This is a genomic window from Rhodanobacter sp. UC4448_H15 (genome assembly GCF_052978265.1).
Map to the genome: position 1 here is coordinate 2,387,012 of NZ_CM129665.1, position 15,953 is coordinate 2,402,964.

Consider the following 15,953-nt stretch of genomic DNA (forward strand, 5'->3'; position numbering starts at 1 on the left):
CTTTTCGAAGCAACCCGGCAAGGACGCCCGGATCTTCCTTGCGGGGCATCCCGCCCGACAAAGAAGCGGAAGGATAGCCGCAGGCCCGGATGCAGGCAAGCAAATCGAACGGGAGTCAACCGGCGTCGGCGCGCGGCGCGGCCGGCGCCTGCAACGCGACGCGTTGCCCCGGCGTGGCGATACGGAAACCGCGTGCCGCCAGCGCATCGCCATCGGCCGCGCTGCCGTAGTGGTAAAGAAGCAACTGTCGCTGCAGCGCCTGCGGGTATTCCCGCGCGATGTCGTCGATGCCGGTGTGCGACGGATTGCCGAGCAGGCTGCAGTCGTGGGCGACCAGCGCCGCGCCGCCGGCATGCCGCGCCAGCACTTCCGGGATCGGCCGGGTGTCGCCGGTGTAGACGAAACTGCCCTCCAGCGCCAGGCCGTACGAGGTGCCCGGCACGTGATGGCGGGTGGCGAACACGTCGAACCAGCAGCCATCCAGCCAGAAGCCGCGACTGCACGGCACCAGCTGGAACGCCTCCCAGAAATTGACTCCGCCTTCGGCCAGCGCACCGGGGTAATCGGCCACCCGCGTCTGCAGCCATGGCACCAGCGCGGCGTGGGTGAACAGGCGCATCCGCCCACGCCGCGCGGGATCGAACCAGAGCCGGATGAACAACTGCTCCAGCTCCGCGACATGATCCATGTGGGTGTGGGTGATGAACACCGCGTCCGGCAGGGTGCCGTAGCTTGCCGTGTAGCGGTCGAGCGTGCCCGGTCCGCAGTCGATCAGCAGCACCGGCTTGCCCGCGCGCTCGAGGACGGCGGCAGAGGCACCCAGCGCCGTCGCATGCGCGGCGCCCACGCCGAGAAAATGCAGTTGCCAGTTCATGCCGTCAGTGCGCGCTCGTAGCCATGCAGCAGAGGCTGCCAGATTTCGCGCTCGAACGCCTGCTCGCCTGCCGCGGCGGCGCCGAGCTTGAGCAACAACCGGCGCAGCCGCTGCAGGTTCGCCCGGCGCCAACCGGGTGCGGGCGCACGCTGGCGACCGCGGTCGAAGTCGATCAGATGCAGGCCGGCGGCCGAGACCAGGACGTTGTGCGCGTTCAGGTCGGCATGCCAGATGCCGGCCCGATGGAAACGCCCGACCACCGCGCCGACCTCGACCGCAAGCTCGCTGCCGAGGTCACCGCCGGCCAGGCACTCGGCGAGCGTCCGCGCGCCGGCGATGCGATGCGTGATGAGGTCGGCGCGATACAGCAGACCCTGGCGACGGTAACGCGCGGCGACCGCGCATGGCCCGGGCAAGCCCAGCCGCGCGATCTCGGCAAGCAGCCGGAACTCCCTGAAAGGCCGGCTGCGCCGCGCCCCCAGCCACAGATAGCGATCGCCCAGCAGCGCCCGTACCAGTCCGCCACGACGATAGTGGCGCAGCACGCACTCGCCGAGCGGGCTCGCGATGATCGCCACGCCGCCGCGGCCGCCGGCCTGCATGCGCAAGGCGCCGCGTTCGCGCCAGTAATCCGGCGCAAACCAGTCGTCGTCGACTTGTGACGATACGGCGGCGTCACACAGAATCGCGCCGTGGGCGTCTTGCTGGATGCGTTCGGGCATCATGATGCCTTGTGACCGGACACCGATTCTAACCCACAGGCCCGCCCTGCCTTCCGCTGGCGCGGGCCAACGACCATCGCGATGAATGCACCTTCCTCGATCTGCCTGCTGCGCACCTCCGCCATCGGCGACGTCACCCACGTCGTGCCACTGGTGCGCACGCTGCAACAGGCGTGGCCGCAGACCGCGCTGACGTGGATCGTCGGCAAGCTCGAACGCAAACTGGTGGGCGACCTGCCCGGCGTGGAGTTCGTCACCTTCGACAAGGCCGCCGGCTGGACCGGCCTGAGTGCAGTGCGTGCCGCCCTGCAGGGACGTCGCTTCGACGCGCTGCTGCAGATGCAGGTGGCGATGCGCTCGAACCTGCTGAGCCTGGCCGTCAAGGCGGATCGGCGCATCGGTTACGACCGCGCCCGTGCGAAAGACCTGCACGGCCTGGTCATCAACGAGCGCATCCCTGCGCGCGGCGGCGAACACGTGCTCGACGCGATCGGCAGCTTCTGCGAACCGCTGGGCCTGCAACAGACGCAGGTGCGCTGGGACATCCCGATCCCCGGCGATGCGCACGCCTGGGCCGCCACGCAACTGCCCGGCGACACACCCACCTTGCTGGTCAGCCCCGCCTCCAGCCATGCCTTGCGCAACTGGCGGCCCGAGCGCTACGCGGCGGTGATGGACCATGTCGCCTCCCGCGGCTGGCGGGTGGCCCTGATTGGCGGACCATCCGCATCGGAGCGCGCCATGGCCGACGCGGTGCTGGCCGCCTGCCGGCGCGCGCCGCTCGATCTCACCGGCAAGGACACCCTGAAGAAACTGCTGGCCCTGCTCGCCCGCGCGCAGCTACTGCTGGGCCCGGATTCCGGTCCGATGCACATGGCCAACAGCGTCGGCACCCGCGTGCTCGGCCTGCATGCCGCCAGCAACCCGGAGCGCTCCGGCCCCTACTCCGATCGACGCTGGTGCGTGAACAAGTACGACGAGGCCGCGCGCAAGTACCTGGGCCGACCGGCAGCGGAGATTCCGTGGGGCAGCAAGATCGAACGCCCCGGCGTGATGGACTTGATCGACGTGGATGCGGTGATCGACCGTTACGAGGCAGCCGCACGCGACCTCGGCCTGGCCTGACCTTCGCGCGTCGACGCGTCAGCCCTTGCCGCTGCGCACGCGCAAGCCCGGTCGCTGCCGCGCCAGCTTTCGCAACAGCTCGGCAAAGGCGTGCAGGTCGTCGTGCCAGGGCGAGGCATCGCGCCAGTACAGCGCGATTTCGCGACCGCCGGCCGAACCCTTGAGCCGCGCCAGCACGATCCCCGGCATCGAGGCGAGCCGCTCGTGCGCCAGCGCCGGTACCAGCGCGTAGCCACCGCGCAAGCTGACCAGCGCGGCGAGGCTTTCCAGGCTGACGTCCTGCACGTTGCCACGCTCACTGCCGTCGAGCCCGTCGGCATGGCTTTCCGCCATCAGGATCGCCTCGGCCTGGTCCAGTTGTTCCAGCGCAATGGACGGTCGGCCGGCCAGTGGATGATCGGCGCGCAGCATCAGCTCCCACGGTTCGAAGAACAGCGCCCGTGAGGCAATCCCGCTGACAGTCGATGCCGATGGGGCGAGCACCGCGTCCAGCTCACCCTCGTGCAGCCTGCGCAACAAGCCGCGTGGCTTGCCCTCGGAGATGCCCAGCCGGGCGCCGGGAAAATGCTGCGGAAACGGCGCAATCAAATGCGGCAACAGATATGGCCCCAGCGACGCCGGCAAGCCCAGCCGCAGCGCGCCGCCGAAAGCCACCTCGCCGGCACGGGCGACCTGCTGCAGGTGCTCGGCCGCCACCAGCACCGCATCGATCTGCTGCAACAGGCGTTGGCCGCCGGCGGTCACCACCACCCGCCGCCCGCCACGTTCGAACAGCGGTGCACCGAGCGCCTGCTCCACCTTCTGCACCTGGTGGGACAAGCCGGACGGACTGATGTGCATCGCGCGCGCGGCACTGTTGAAACTGCCGTTCCGATGCACCGCCTGCACCAGCGCAAGGTCGCGCAGCGAGACGGCGGCGAGGTGGGTCGAAATCATCGAACGCTGCATGTCGTCAAAGGCGTTTGTCTGTGATGGTCAAGGCGGGCATCCTGCAGGCACCGCGTGATTCCCCGCCCGGGCGCCGGGTGCAGTCTAACCGGCGCAGCAGCCCGTCACGCGCCGACACGCCCGGGTTCCTCGACGCCGACATGCAGCGTTTGAGCGATAATTCCCCTTTTGGCGGGGCCGGCCGCGCCGTTTCCGCATGCTTGCCAGTCGTCCCAGCCGCAGGATTCAGCCAGGAGCAGCACCATGAAAGACACGTTCGCCACCCGTGACACTCTCGAAGTCAACGGCAGGAAATACGCCTATGCCAGCCTCGCCAAGCTTGGCGAACGCTTCGACCTGAAGCGGCTGCCCTACTCGATGAAGATCCTGCTGGAGAACCTGCTGCGCCACGAGGATGGCGTGGACGTGACTTCCCGCGAGATCGAGGCGGTGGCCACCTGGGACGCCAGCAAGGAGCCGGATACCGAAATCGCCTTCATGCCGGCGCGCGTGCTGCTGCAGGATTTCACCGGCGTGCCGTGCGTGGTCGACCTGGCTGCCATGCGCGACGCGATGAAGGCGCTGGGCGGCGATCCCACCCTGATCAACCCGCTGTCGCCGGCCGAGCTGGTGATCGACCACTCGGTGCAGGTGGACGTCTTCGGCAGCGAGGACGCGCTGGAGAGGAACGTCGCGATCGAGTTCGACCGCAACCAGGCGCGCTACAGCTTCCTGCGCTGGGGCCAGAAGGCGCTGAGCAACTTCAAGGTGGTGCCGCCGCGCACCGGCATCGTCCACCAGGTGAACCTGGAATACCTGGCGCGGGTGGTGATGCACACCGAGATCGACGGCCAGGCCTGGGCCTATCCCGACACCCTGTTCGGCACCGACTCGCACACCACGATGGTCAATGGCCTGGGCGTGCTGGGCTGGGGCGTGGGCGGCATCGAGGCGGAGGCGGCCATGCTCGGCCAGCCTTCTTCCATGCTGATTCCGCAGGTGGTCGGCTTCAAGCTGTCCGGCCGCCTGCCCGAGGGCGCCACCGCCACCGACCTGGTGCTGACCGTGACGCAGATGCTGCGCAAGCAGGGCGTGGTCGGCAAGTTCGTGGAGTTCTTCGGTCCGGGCCTGCAGCACCTGGCCCTGGCCGACCGCGCCACCATCGGCAACATGGCGCCGGAATACGGCGCCACCTGCGGCATCTTCCCGGTCGACCAGGAGTCGCTGAACTACCTGCGCCTGTCCGGCCGCAGTGACGAGCAGATCCAGCTGGTGGAGGCGTACGCCAAGGCCCAGGGCCTGTGGCATGACGCCAACAGCCCGGAGCCGGCGTTCTCCGCCGTGCTCGAACTCGACCTCGCCGACGTGAAGCCCTCGATGGCCGGCCCCAAGCGCCCGCAGGATCGCGTGTTGCTGACCGACGTGCAGAAGAACTTCCACGAAGTGGTGGGCCCGCTCACTGCCAATCGTCGCCGCGGCAATGGCGACGTCGACCGTTTCTCCAACGAGGGCGGCGCCAGCGCGATCGGCAACCCGTCCAACGCGATCGGCGATACCGGCGTGCTGGTGGAACGCAACGGCCAGAGCTTCCGCGTCGCTGACGGGTCGGTGGTGATCGCCGCGATCACCTCGTGCACCAACACCTCCAACCCGGCAGTGATGCTGGCGGCAGGCCTGGTCGCCAAGAAGGCCGCTGCCAGGGGCCTGAAGGCCAAGCCGTGGGTGAAGACCTCGCTGGCCCCCGGCTCCAAGGTGGTGACCGATTACCTGGAGCAGACCGGCCTGCTGAGCGAGCTGGAGAAGACCGGCTTCTACCTGGTCGGCTACGGCTGCACCACCTGCATCGGCAACTCCGGCCCGCTGCCGGTCGAGGTCAGCAAGGGCATCGCCGACGGCGACCTGGCGGTGGCCGCCGTGCTCTCGGGCAACCGCAACTTCGAAGGCCGCGTGCATGCCGAGGTGAAGATGAACTACCTGGCCTCGCCGCCGCTGGTGGTCGCCTATGCGCTGGCCGGCTCGCTCGACGTGAACCTCTCCACCGATCCGCTGGGCCAGGATGCGCAGGGCAAGGACGTGTTCCTCAAGGACATCTGGCCGAGCAACAAGGAAATCAGCGACCTGATGGCCAGCGCGGTCACCTCGGCCATGTTCAAGAAGAACTACGCCGACGTGTTCAAGGGCGACGAGCGCTGGAACGCGATCGCCTCGCCGGACGGCGCGCTGTACGCCTGGGACGAAGCTTCCACCTACATCAAGAACCCGCCCTACTTCGAAGGCATGACGATGGAGCTGGGCACGGTCGAGGACATCCACGCCGCGCGCTGCCTGGGCCTGTTCGGCGACTCCATCACCACCGACCACATCTCCCCGGCCGGTTCGATCAAGAAGGATTCGCCCGCCGGCCGCTTCCTGATCTCGCGCGGCGTGCAGCCGATCGACTTCAACTCCTACGGCTCGCGCCGCGGCAACGACGACGTGATGGTGCGCGGCACCTTCGCCAACATCCGCATCAAGAACCAGATGCTGGATGGCGTGGAAGGCGGCTTCACCCGCCACATTCCCAGCGGCGAACAGCTGGCGATCTATGACGCGGCGATGAAGTACAAGGAAACCGGCACGCCGCTGGTAGTCATCGCCGGCAAGGAATACGGCACCGGCTCCTCGCGCGACTGGGCTGCCAAGGGCACCCTGCTGCTGGGCGTCAAGGCGGTGATCACCGAGAGCTTCGAGCGCATCCACCGCTCCAACCTGGTCGGCATGGGCGTGCTGCCGCTGCAGTTCAAGGCCGGCGAGAATGCCAAGTCGCTGGGCCTGACCGGTCGCGAGAGCTTCGACATCACCGGCCTGGACAACGGCAACGCGAAGGAAGCCACGGTGACCGCCACCGCCGAGGACGGCAGCAAGAAGCAGTTCAGCGTGCACGTGATGCTGCTCACGCCGAAGGAGCGCGAGTTCTTCCGCCACGGCGGCATCCTGCAGTACGTGCTGCGCCAGCTGGCCGGCCGCAAGGCCGCCTGATCCGGCGACACCCTGACAAGAAAACGCCCCGCTGGCCGGGGCGTTTTCTTTGTGGGGTACCGCAGCGTCGCCTGCGCGCCGGCTGCTAAATCGAACGCTCCCAGCTGGCGGTATAGCAGTGCCAGTCGCCGCCTTCCTCGCGCCATCCCGAGGTCACCCTGTAGACCCCCAGCCGATCGGGCAGCAGGCGTCCGCCGCTGCTCAGGGTGACCGTGAAAGTCGCCACCATGCGTTCGCCGCGTGGCTCGACGGAGACCGGCCCGAGCAAGACGCCGACGTGTTCGCCGCGCAGCTTCAACAGGCCCACCATCGCCATCAACCGGCGCCGGTCCAGTTCGCCGGCGTTGCCGTCGAAGTCCTCGCTCAATGACTCGCCCACGCCGCTGGCCGAACCGGCTTCCGCCGCCTGCGCCGTCGCAGTGATTGCGGCACGTATGCGCTCCTCGTCCGGCGCACGGTGGCAGGCAGCAAGCATCACCACGCACCACAGCAGTGCCGCCGACAGCAGGAAGATTTTTCGCGATCCGATCATCGATGGACTCCATGGCAACGCGGCTTGCCGCCGTGCGCGGGCGTATGCTCCAATGAACCGGCGCATGGGCCATCATGGATGCGTTCGGCATCCTGATTCCACCATCGGCGGCGCCATCACGGAAAACACGGGGAACCCCAGAGCATGAGCAACGAACGTCCCTGGCTGGAACATTATCCGGCCGGCGTGCCCGGTCAGATCGACGTCAACCAGTATGCTTCGGTCCCGGCGGTGCTCGAGGAAGCGTTCACCCGTTTCCGCGATCGTCCCGCCTTCGCCAATTTCGGCCGCCAGCTCAGCTATGGACAGATCGACGAGATGAGCCGCCAGTTCGCCGGCTACCTCACCGGCGTGCTCAAGCTCGGCAAGGGCGATCGCATCGCGATCATGCTGCCCAACGTGCTGCAGTATCCGATCGCGCTGTTCGGGGCGTTGCGCGCCGGGCTGGTGGTGGTCAATACCAACCCGATGTACACCGCGCGCGAGTTGAAGCATCAGCTGGAGGATTCCGGCGCCAAGGCGATCGTGGTGCTGGACAATTTCGCTGCCACGCTGCAGCAGGTGGCGGCGCAGACCCAGGTCAAGCACATCGTCACCACGGGCATCGGCGACCTGCTCGGCTTCCCCAAGGGCGCGCTGGTCAACTTCGTGCTCAAGCACGTCAAGAAGATGGTGCCGGCGTTCCACTTGCCCGAAGCCGTGCGTTTCCGCGACGCGCTGGCCCAGGGCGCAGCGCACCCGCTGCAGCCGGTCACGATGGACCACGACGACATCGCTTTCCTGCAGTACACCGGCGGCACCACCGGCGTGGCCAAGGGTGCGATGCTGACCCACGGCAACATGATCGCCAACATGCTGCAGGCAGCCGCCTGGATCGGCACCGAGCTGGTCAAGCCCGGCAAGGAAGTGATCATCACCGCGCTGCCGCTGTATCACATCTTTTCGCTGACGGCGAACGGCCTGGTCTTCACCCGCCTGGGCGGCCTCAACTGGCTGATCACCAACCCGCGCGACATGCCCGGCTTCGTCAAGGAGCTGGGCAAGTCCGGTTTCACTGCGCTGACCGGCGTCAACACCCTGTTCAATGGCCTGCTCAACACGCCGGGCTTTGCCGAACTGGATTTCTCCCGCCTGCACCTGACCCTCGGCGGCGGCATGGCGGTGCAACGCAAGGTGGCCGAGCGCTGGAAACAGACCACCGGCTGCACGCTCGCCGAAGCCTATGGTCTCACCGAAACCTCCCCGGCGGTGTGCATCAATCCGCTGAACCTGAAGGAGTACAACGGCTCGATCGGGCTGCCGGTACCGTCCACCGACGTGGCAATCTGGTCGGAGGCCGGCCAGCCGCTGCCGGTCGGCGAAGTCGGCGAGCTGATGGTGCGCGGGCCGCAGGTGATGAAGGGCTACTGGAAGCGCGAGGATGAAACCGCCAAGGTGCTCGGCGCCGATGGCTGGCTGCACACTGGCGACATCGCGAAGATGGACGAGAACGGCTACTTCTACATCGTCGACCGCAAGAAGGACATGATCCTGGTCTCCGGCTTCAACGTGTATCCGAACGAAGTCGAGGACGCGGTGATGGCGCACCCCGGCGTGCTGGAAGTGGCCGCGGTCGGCGTGCCCGACGAGCATTCCGGCGAAGTGGTGAAACTATTCGTGGTGCGCAAGGACCCGAACCTCACCGAGGAAGCGCTCAGGCAGTTCTGCCGCGAGAACCTGACCGGCTACAAGCGGCCCAAGCTGATCGAATTCCGCGACAGCCTGCCCAAGAGCAACGTGGGCAAGATCCTGCGCCGCGAATTGCGCGACGAGAAGAAACCCGCGGGCTGAACCTTCGAACATCCACCTGCAAAAACGCCCGCAATCGCGGGCGTTTTCGTGCAGGCGCGACGGAACCGGCTCAACCGTCCTTCCAGTACTCCAGGATATCGGCGTAACCGCCCAGCAGGTTCCACAGCGGCACCTGCTTGTCCTCCGGAATGCGGCTGTAGGAAAAACCGATGTGATGATCGGAGATGCGCGCGACAGTCGCCTCCAGATGGATATGCAGGTTGTGCCCGAAAATCATGTCCAGCACCCAGCTCTGCCCGGTTTCGCCGGTCCAGCCCAGCGGGCGGCGCAGCAATGCTCCGGTCGCCGAGATATCCACCAGTTCGGTGGGGTGCGACTCGCCATGACGGCTGATCAGCACCGTCGTCTCGATCTGCATGCGCGCCGGACGCAACTTCTCCGGCTCGCCTCGATCATGTCCCTGTTTGTCGATCGCCATCAGTTTTACCGCCTGTCTGCGTTTGCGCCTGCCCGGGGCAGGAACGCACCACCCTCATGTCCGGCGACCGCACCGGCCCCATCGAAACCGGCTGTCGTGCGTCCGGCCTCCCTCCGCTCGTAGCAATTGCCGTGCCACGGCGTACGTACACCGCCAAACCCCTCGCCAGGCCGCTTGCCGTGGGCAGACGCCGCATTTGCCGGCCGCCGAAAGGACACCTTCCTTTCAGCTGTCGACAGCCCCTCTGGAAGGGTGCTTCGAGCGCTTTCGCGCTTGCCCCGCAGCGTCACATTGGGTCACGTGGGGCCACCGGCATCCCCGCGGTAGTGGCGGAACCCCCTATTCTGCCTGTTGCCGACGCGGACATGAACCCCGCACGCGCTTTTCGTCCACCCGCGACCGACTGGACTTGTGTCCGGCTTGCCATTACCCTGTGGCCACGCGTGGACCCATGGAACCTGCTTGCTGCCGGCCCTTCGGCGCTCCAGGGTTGTCCACCGAAGTACCCAGACTGACCGGCAAAGAGCCAGCGGCGCCGAAGTTGTTCGCCAGTTGGCTTGCTCTGTTGTCGTGGCCGACGACCCGCAACAGCAGCGCCTTGGTCGCTGACGACCCGCCTGACCGAACCACGACGCGTGGATTCATCATGCCGGGCGAAACGATGGCGCCGACCGCGCCTCGGTTTTGATGTTGCACGGAAACGGGATACCGGGACGCCGCCCAACGACGCGTTTGAGCGCGGGCACATGCCGGGCGCGAGCACCACGTCGCGCCTGCCCACGAACAACCATGAACATGCGCTACCCACTGCCAGCCGTGGAACACGGCTCTCCAGACAGGCCTTGATGAGCACTGAATCCGTCGTCGAGCAGTCCGATCCGGGCGCCGCCACGCCCGACGCATTTGCCGCGGTACCGCAACAACAGGAGATGCCGCTGGCCATCGTGCGCGGCGAACCGATGCTGCAGATGCCGCAGGATCTGTACATCCCGCCGGATGCGCTCGAGGTCATCCTGGAGTCGTTCGAAGGTCCGCTGGATCTGCTGCTGTACCTGATCCGCCGACAGAACCTGGACATCCTGGACATCCCGGTTGCCGAGATCACCCGGCAGTACATGACCTACATCGAACTGATGCGGGACGTGATGCGGCTGGAGCTGGCCGCCGAGTACCTGCTGATGGCGGCGATCCTGGGCGAGATCAAATCGCGCCTGCTGCTGCCGCGTCCGCCGCTGGAAGAAGGGTTGGAAGACGACCCGCGCGCCGAACTGGTACGCCGTTTGCAGGAGTACGAGCGGTTCAAGCGGGCGGCCGAGGACATCGAGGCCCTGCCGCGCATGGAGCGCGACAGCGTGGTGGTGCATGCCGACACCGGCGAGCGCAACGTGATCCGGCTGCCGCCCCCGCTGGAACTGACCGAGCTGCTGCTGGCACTCAAGGACGTGATGCACCGGGCCGAACTGTTCGGGCATCACGCAATCAAGCGCGAGGCGCTCAGCGTGCGCCAGCGCATGGGCGAGCTGCTGAGCCGGCTGGAAGACGACACCTTCCACCGGTTCGAGGACCTGTTCGACCTGGCCGAAGGCCGCCCGGGCATCGTGGTGACCTTCCTGGCGATGCTGGAGCTGGCCAAGGAAATGCTGATCGAGATCGTGCAGGAAGTGCCGCTGGCGCCGATCTACGTCAAGGCCAAGGCCAGCCATGAGGAGCCCGCCGAACTGCCGGCGGAAGACACACGAACGGGCGAATCGGCGCTGGCCGAACCGTCCGGCGACTGATCCACCCATCGACCGATCCATCTCTGGACCGACCCACGCCGACCCGGCACCGACTCGAACCCATGCAGATCGACCAACTCAAACCCATCATCGAGGCCGCCTTGCTGGCGTCGACCCAACCGATGACCCTGCCCCAGCTCGGCGACCTGTTCAACGAAGACGAGGACGTCGGCTCGCAGCAGATCGCCCAGGCGCTGGAATCACTGGCCGGCGACTGTGAAGGGCGCGGCATCGAACTGAAGGAGGTCGCCTCCGGCTTCCGCTACCAGGTGCGCCAGGACGTGCATCCGTGGATCTCGCGGATGTGGACCGAGCGACCCAGCCGCTACTCGCGCGCCCTGCTGGAAACACTGGCGCTGATCGCCTACCGGCAGCCGATCACCCGTCCCGAGATCGAGCAGATCCGCGGCGTGGTGGTGTCCTCCAACATCATCAAGACGATGGAGGAGCGCGAGTGGATTCGCGTGGTCGGCCATCGTGACGTGCCCGGCAAGCCGGCGTTGTTCGGCACCACGCGCGCGTTCCTCGACTACTTCAACCTGAAATCGCTCGATCAGCTGCCGCCGCTGTCGGAGATCCGCGACATGGAAGATCCGCAGATGCGCTTCGAGCCCGACCCGCTGCCGGCGCACGTCGGCCGCGACCTGCCCATCGATCCGGACGACGACGCGGACGACCAGGTTGCGGAAACGACCGATCCGGGCGAAACCGACTCCCCGCGCGAACCGCTGTCCGACGCCGAGTCAGGCACCGGATCACCGATCGACGCCCACCACCCCACCCTCGCCGCCGACGCCCAGGCGCCCAGCGGCTCATCCGGGCCTGACGAAGCTGCCGACCATCCCGGTTCGCCTTCCGCCAGCCCGTCGACCACGGCCGTCGAAACCGACGCCGACGATCAAGATACCAAGGAGCAAAGCGCATGACTGCGCCGCAAAAATCCGTTCTTACCCTGAAGCGCGACACCCGCGCAGCCACTGACGGACCGGCCCTGGAGGAACGCCTGCACAAGGTGCTCGCCAACGCCGGCCTCGGCTCGCGCCGCATGCTGGAACAACGCATCCAGGCCGGAGAGATAGAGCTCAACGGCAGCCCCGCCGAGATCGGCATGAGCGTCAAGGCTGGCGATCGCGTGGTCATGGACGGCAAGCAATTCGTGGTGGCCACCGACAACCGCGATGACGCCGAAGTGCTGATCTACCACAAGCCCGAAGGCGTGCTGACCACCCGCGACGATCCCGATGGCCGCCCGACCGTGTTCGAACAACTGCCGCAACTCAAAGGCGCGCGCTGGGTTGCCGTGGGCCGGCTGGACATCAACACCACCGGCCTGCTGCTGCTGACCACCGACGGCGAGCTGGCCAACGGCCTGATGCATCCCAAGAGCGGCATGGAGCGCGAGTACCTGTGCCGCGTGCACGGCGAGGTGCCGGACGAGGTCATCGAACGCCTGAAAGCCGGCGTGGAGCTGGAGGACGGCCCGGCCCGCTTCGACGAGATCGCCGTGATCAGCCGCGGCGGCAGCCACAGCTGGTTCCGCGTGGTGATCCGCGAAGGCCGCAACCGCGAAGTGCGCCGCTTGTGGGATTCGCAGGGCTTCCTGGTCAGCCGGCTCAAGCGCATCCGCTACGGCCGGATCGAGCTGCCGCGCAACCTGCGTCGCGGCGAATGCGAGGCGCTCGATGCCGACAGCGTCAAGCAGTTGCGCCAGACCAGCGGGCTCGGACTCCCCCAGCCGGTGCTGACGCTGAGCCCGATCCTGCACCAGCGCCGTGCCACCCGCGGCGTCACCGAATATCGCCCGGAGCACGGCACCGGCAGCGCCTGGACCAGCGGCCAGGACGAGGCGCGCGAGCTGCGTGCCTACGACCGCATTCGCGAAGAACCCGCACGCGGACGCAAATCCGCGCCGCGCAACGGCCGCGAGGTCAACGGCAACGTGGCGGCACCTGAGCGGGCGCCGGGGAATGCGAAGCGGCACGGCAAGGGCCGTCGTGTGGCACCGGGCCAGGAGCTGCCTTCGGTGCGCACCTGGTTTGCCGGCGAGTCTCGCGATGGCAGCCCCCGTCCCGGCGGTCGGCGCGGCTTGGCCGGCGCCACCACCGGCAACCGTGGCGCGGCGGGTGGGCGCTCACGCGGCGCCCCCGCTGCCGGCAGCCCCTACGTCGGCACGGGCGGCAGCGGCAACCGCGCGCCTGCCAACCGACCCGGCCACGCCGGTCGTGGCCAGGGCGGCAACCGCGCCCCGGGCAGCCCGCGGCCCAAGGGCCATGGCGGCGGACGCCCGCCGGGTCGCGGCGGCAACCGCTCCGGCAACCGTTGAGGGCGAGCGATGATCCGCATCTACCACAACAACCGCTGCTCCAAGTCGCGCGCCACGCTGGCCCTGCTGCAGGAACGCGCCGACGACGTCGAGGTAATCAACTACCTCGACACGCCACCCACCGCGACGGAACTGGTCGACCTGCTCAAGCAACTGGGCATGACCGCCCGGCAATTGCTGCGCACCGGCGAAGCGGAGTACACCGAGCTCGGCCTGGATTCGCCCTCGCTCGATGACCGGTCGCTGATCGCCGCCATGGTGGCGCACCCGCGCCTGATCGAACGACCGATCGTGGTGGCCAACGGCAAGGCCGTGATCGGCCGGCCGCCCGAATCGGTGCTGGCCATCTTGTAGGAGCCCGCTCGCGCCCGGTGCCGGTCAGCGCTCGTCAATCCGCGTCAAGCGTGAATGAGTCCGCATCCATCCATGCCGGGAAGCGTTCGCGATGCGCCAGCAGCGGGGCCGGGTCGAGAGTGACGGTGACCACCTGCTCCTGCGCACCCAGTTCCACCAGTGCCTCGCCCACCGGATCGATCACCGCGCTGTCGCCGGCATAGGCGATCTCGTTGCCGTCCACGCCGACCCGGTTCACGCCGACCACGCAGGCGAGGTTCTCGATCGCCCGCGCGCGCAGCAGGGTACGCCAGGGATGCCGACGCGCGGCCGGCCAGTTCGCCACGAACACCGCCAGGTCGTAATCCATGCCACCACTGGCCGATGCGAGCCGGCGATTGCGCAACCACACCGGAAAGCGCAGGTCGTAGCAGACCTGCGGCAGGATGCGCCAACCCTTCAGCTCGACGATTGGCCGCCGCCTGCCGCTGCCGTAGCGGGTGTGCTCGCCGGCCATGCGGAACAGGTGGCGCTTGTCGTACTGCTCGAAGCTGCCGTCCGGGCGCATCCACAGCAGGCGGTTGTAGACCACCTCGTCCTCGCGGATCGCCACGCTGCCGCAGATCACCGCCCCCACCTCGACGGCCAGCGCGCGCAGCCAGGCGATGCCCTCGCCCTCCATCGTGTCGGCGCTGGCGCGGGTATCGTTGCTGAAGCCGGAGAGGAAGGTTTCCGGCAGCACCACCAGATCGCTGCCGCGCGCACGACGCACCAGCTCGCCGTAATAGTCGCGGTTGGCCGGCGCGTCATGCCAGCGCGTGGCGCCCTGCACCAGCGACACGGTCAGCGGCAGCATCGTCACAGCCGGCACAGCCGCTCGGCGGCCGCCTCCATGGTGGCGTCGCTCTTGGCAAAGCACAGCCGCAGCAGGCGCGTGCCCGGCGGGCGTTCGCAGAACGGCGTCAGCGGAATCGTCGCCACGCCGCCGTGCTCCACCAGCCAGCGACTGAAGGCGAGATCGTCATCGTCGCGGATCGCCGAGTAATCGACCAGCTGGAAATAGCCGCCCGGCACGTCGAGCAGCTTGAAACGCGAAGGCGCCAGCAGCGCGCGGAAGCGGTCGCGCTTGGCCCGGTAGAACGCCGGCAATTCCAGGTAGTGTTGCGGCGTGCTGGCCATGAATTCGGCAAATGCCACCTGCGCCGGATGAAACGTGCAGAAGGTCAGGTACTGGTGCACCTTGCGAAATTCGGCCGACAACGCGGCCGGCGCCACCGCGTAACCGACCTTCCAGCCGGTGCAGTGATAGGTCTTGCCGAACGAGGAGACCACGATGCTGCGTTCGGCCAGTTCCGGGTGGCGCAGCACGCTCTCATGGGCACCTTCGTAGACGATATGCTCGTACACCTCGTCGGACAGCACCACGATGCCGGTATCGCGCACGATCGCCGCCAGCTCGTCCAGGTCGGCCGCCGAGAGCACCGCGCCGGAAGGATTGTGCGGGGTGTTGATGAGGATCATGCGCGTCTTCGGCGTCACCGCGTCGCGCACGCGCTGCCAGTCGATCGCGAACGCCGGCACGGTCAGCGGGATGTGCACCGCGCGCGCGCCCTGCAGCTCGATCGCCGGCTCGTAGCAGTCGTAGGCCGGGTCGAACACGATCACCTCCTCGCCCGCGCGCACCGTCGCGGCGATTGCCGCGAAGATCGCCTCGGTGGCGCCGGAGGTGACCGTGATGTCGGTATCGACGTCGAGCTTGCGCCCGTACAGACGCGCGGTCTTCAGCGCAATCTGCTCGCGCAGGGCGGCGGTGCCGTGCATCGGGGCGTACTGGTTCCTGCCGGTGTTCATCGCCCGCGTCAAAGCATCGCGCAGCTCCTGCGGCGGTTCGAAATCGGGGAAGCCCTGGCCGAGGTTGACTGCCTGGTGCTGCAGCGCCCACTGGCTCATCACGCTGAAAATCGTCGTACCGACCTTGGGCAGCTTGGTTTCAATCATCGTCATCTGGCCGTTTGGATGTCCATAAGGGAATCAGCGTAGCGCATGGGCCGG

The 15,953-nt window shown here is 67.6% G+C and carries 15 protein-coding genes; 7 read left to right on the forward strand and 8 right to left on the reverse strand.

Translation table 11 applies throughout. The annotated features are described in order from the left end of the window. Nucleotides 1-115: 115 nt before the first annotated feature. On the reverse strand, nucleotides 116-874 hold the full coding sequence (locus ACVCMI_RS10805; protein WP_447098828.1) for an MBL fold metallo-hydrolase: 759 nt from the start codon (nucleotides 872-874) through the stop codon (nucleotides 116-118). After that, the gene (locus ACVCMI_RS10810; protein ID WP_447110628.1) at nucleotides 871-1,602 is read right to left on the reverse strand and encodes a 3-deoxy-D-manno-octulosonic acid kinase; all 732 of its coding nucleotides are present in this window, start codon (nucleotides 1,600-1,602) and stop codon (nucleotides 871-873) included. Before ACVCMI_RS10810 ends, ACVCMI_RS10805 begins: the two co-directional genes overlap by 4 nt. A 75-nt stretch (nucleotides 1,603-1,677) precedes the next feature. On the opposite strand from ACVCMI_RS10810, the gene ACVCMI_RS10815 reads away from it, so the two are divergent. After that, on the forward strand, nucleotides 1,678-2,721 hold the full coding sequence (locus ACVCMI_RS10815; protein ID WP_447098827.1) for a glycosyltransferase family 9 protein: 1,044 nt from the start codon (nucleotides 1,678-1,680) through the stop codon (nucleotides 2,719-2,721). An 18-nt stretch (nucleotides 2,722-2,739) separates the two neighbouring features. On the opposite strand, the gene ACVCMI_RS10820 is transcribed toward ACVCMI_RS10815, so the two are convergent. After that, nucleotides 2,740-3,669 (reverse strand): LysR family transcriptional regulator, encoded by a 930-nt coding sequence (locus tag ACVCMI_RS10820; RefSeq protein ID WP_447098826.1) that lies wholly within the window; start codon nucleotides 3,667-3,669, stop codon nucleotides 2,740-2,742. A 104-nt stretch (nucleotides 3,670-3,773) separates the two neighbouring features. Beyond that, complete coding sequence (locus ACVCMI_RS10825) at nucleotides 3,774-3,914, reverse strand: hypothetical protein (protein ID WP_447098825.1); 141 nt, start codon at nucleotides 3,912-3,914, stop codon at nucleotides 3,774-3,776. Between ACVCMI_RS10825 and acnA the strand changes: the two genes are divergently transcribed. Next, nucleotides 3,913-6,666: an aconitate hydratase AcnA gene (gene acnA, locus ACVCMI_RS10830; protein WP_447098824.1), complete on the forward strand. Its 2,754-nt coding sequence runs from the start codon at nucleotides 3,913-3,915 to the stop codon at nucleotides 6,664-6,666. The genes ACVCMI_RS10825 and acnA overlap by 2 nt on opposite strands. An 85-nt stretch (nucleotides 6,667-6,751) precedes the next feature. On the opposite strand, the gene ACVCMI_RS10835 is transcribed toward acnA, so the two are convergent. After that, nucleotides 6,752-7,198 (reverse strand): hypothetical protein, encoded by a 447-nt coding sequence (locus ACVCMI_RS10835; protein ID WP_395118660.1) that lies wholly within the window; start codon nucleotides 7,196-7,198, stop codon nucleotides 6,752-6,754. 144 nt (nucleotides 7,199-7,342) lie between these two features. Between ACVCMI_RS10835 and ACVCMI_RS10840 the strand changes: the two genes are divergently transcribed. Further along, a complete protein-coding gene (locus ACVCMI_RS10840; protein ID WP_447098823.1) occupies nucleotides 7,343-9,028 on the forward strand; it encodes an AMP-binding protein in 1,686 nt (561 codons plus the stop codon). Between the two features lie 70 nt (nucleotides 9,029-9,098). Here the strand turns inward: ACVCMI_RS10840 and ACVCMI_RS10845 are convergent, their stop codons facing one another. Then, entirely contained in the window at nucleotides 9,099-9,467 is a 369-nt protein-coding gene (locus ACVCMI_RS10845) for a PilZ domain-containing protein (RefSeq protein WP_395118664.1), read from the reverse strand. Nucleotides 9,468-10,312: 845 nt separating this feature from the next. On the opposite strand from ACVCMI_RS10845, the gene ACVCMI_RS10850 reads away from it, so the two are divergent. From ACVCMI_RS10850 to arsC, 4 genes are all read left to right on the forward strand, one after another. Continuing rightward, nucleotides 10,313-11,245 (forward strand): segregation and condensation protein A, encoded by a 933-nt coding sequence (locus ACVCMI_RS10850; protein WP_395118666.1) that lies wholly within the window; start codon nucleotides 10,313-10,315, stop codon nucleotides 11,243-11,245. 62 nt (nucleotides 11,246-11,307) lie between these two features. Beyond that, nucleotides 11,308-12,171 (forward strand): SMC-Scp complex subunit ScpB, encoded by an 864-nt coding sequence (gene scpB / locus ACVCMI_RS10855; RefSeq protein ID WP_447098822.1) that lies wholly within the window; start codon nucleotides 11,308-11,310, stop codon nucleotides 12,169-12,171. Continuing rightward, nucleotides 12,168-13,568, forward strand: a complete 1,401-nt coding sequence (locus ACVCMI_RS10860) for a pseudouridine synthase (protein WP_447098821.1) — start codon at nucleotides 12,168-12,170, stop codon at nucleotides 13,566-13,568. The genes scpB and ACVCMI_RS10860 overlap by 4 nt, the downstream gene beginning before the upstream one ends. 9 nt (nucleotides 13,569-13,577) lie before the next feature. Then, nucleotides 13,578-13,922: an arsenate reductase (glutaredoxin) gene (arsC, locus tag ACVCMI_RS10865; RefSeq protein WP_447098820.1), complete on the forward strand. Its 345-nt coding sequence runs from the start codon at nucleotides 13,578-13,580 to the stop codon at nucleotides 13,920-13,922. A gap of 34 nt (nucleotides 13,923-13,956) precedes the next feature. Here arsC and ACVCMI_RS10870 read toward each other — a convergent pair whose 3' ends face one another. Further along, entirely contained in the window at nucleotides 13,957-14,757 is an 801-nt protein-coding gene (locus tag ACVCMI_RS10870; protein WP_447098819.1) for an amidohydrolase, read from the reverse strand. A gap of 2 nt (nucleotides 14,758-14,759) precedes the next feature. After that, nucleotides 14,760-15,899, reverse strand: a complete 1,140-nt coding sequence (locus ACVCMI_RS10875; RefSeq protein ID WP_447098818.1) for a pyridoxal phosphate-dependent aminotransferase — start codon at nucleotides 15,897-15,899, stop codon at nucleotides 14,760-14,762. Nucleotides 15,900-15,953: the final 54 nt, after the last annotated feature.

Coding starts and splice junctions, on each gene's coding strand:
- acnA (WP_447098824.1), top strand. CDS start 3,913: ATGAAAGACACGTTCGCCACCCGTGACACTCTCGAAGTCAACGGCAGG.
- ACVCMI_RS10840 (WP_447098823.1), top strand. CDS start 7,343: ATGAGCAACGAACGTCCCTGGCTGGAACATTATCCGGCCGGCGTGCCC.
- ACVCMI_RS10825 (WP_447098825.1), bottom strand. CDS start 3,914: ATGGTGCTGCTCCTGGCTGAATCCTGCGGCTGGGACGACTGGCAAGCA.
- ACVCMI_RS10805 (WP_447098828.1), bottom strand. CDS start 874: ATGAACTGGCAACTGCATTTTCTCGGCGTGGGCGCCGCGCATGCGACG.
- ACVCMI_RS10875 (WP_447098818.1), bottom strand. CDS start 15,899: ATGATTGAAACCAAGCTGCCCAAGGTCGGTACGACGATTTTCAGCGTG.
- ACVCMI_RS10870 (WP_447098819.1), bottom strand. CDS start 14,757: ATGCTGCCGCTGACCGTGTCGCTGGTGCAGGGCGCCACGCGCTGGCAT.
- ACVCMI_RS10845 (WP_395118664.1), bottom strand. CDS start 9,467: ATGGCGATCGACAAACAGGGACATGATCGAGGCGAGCCGGAGAAGTTG.
- scpB (WP_447098822.1), top strand. CDS start 11,308: ATGCAGATCGACCAACTCAAACCCATCATCGAGGCCGCCTTGCTGGCG.
- arsC (WP_447098820.1), top strand. CDS start 13,578: ATGATCCGCATCTACCACAACAACCGCTGCTCCAAGTCGCGCGCCACG.
- ACVCMI_RS10820 (WP_447098826.1), bottom strand. CDS start 3,669: ATGCAGCGTTCGATGATTTCGACCCACCTCGCCGCCGTCTCGCTGCGC.
- ACVCMI_RS10815 (WP_447098827.1), top strand. CDS start 1,678: ATGAATGCACCTTCCTCGATCTGCCTGCTGCGCACCTCCGCCATCGGC.
- ACVCMI_RS10850 (WP_395118666.1), top strand. CDS start 10,313: ATGAGCACTGAATCCGTCGTCGAGCAGTCCGATCCGGGCGCCGCCACG.
- ACVCMI_RS10835 (WP_395118660.1), bottom strand. CDS start 7,198: ATGATCGGATCGCGAAAAATCTTCCTGCTGTCGGCGGCACTGCTGTGG.
- ACVCMI_RS10860 (WP_447098821.1), top strand. CDS start 12,168: ATGACTGCGCCGCAAAAATCCGTTCTTACCCTGAAGCGCGACACCCGC.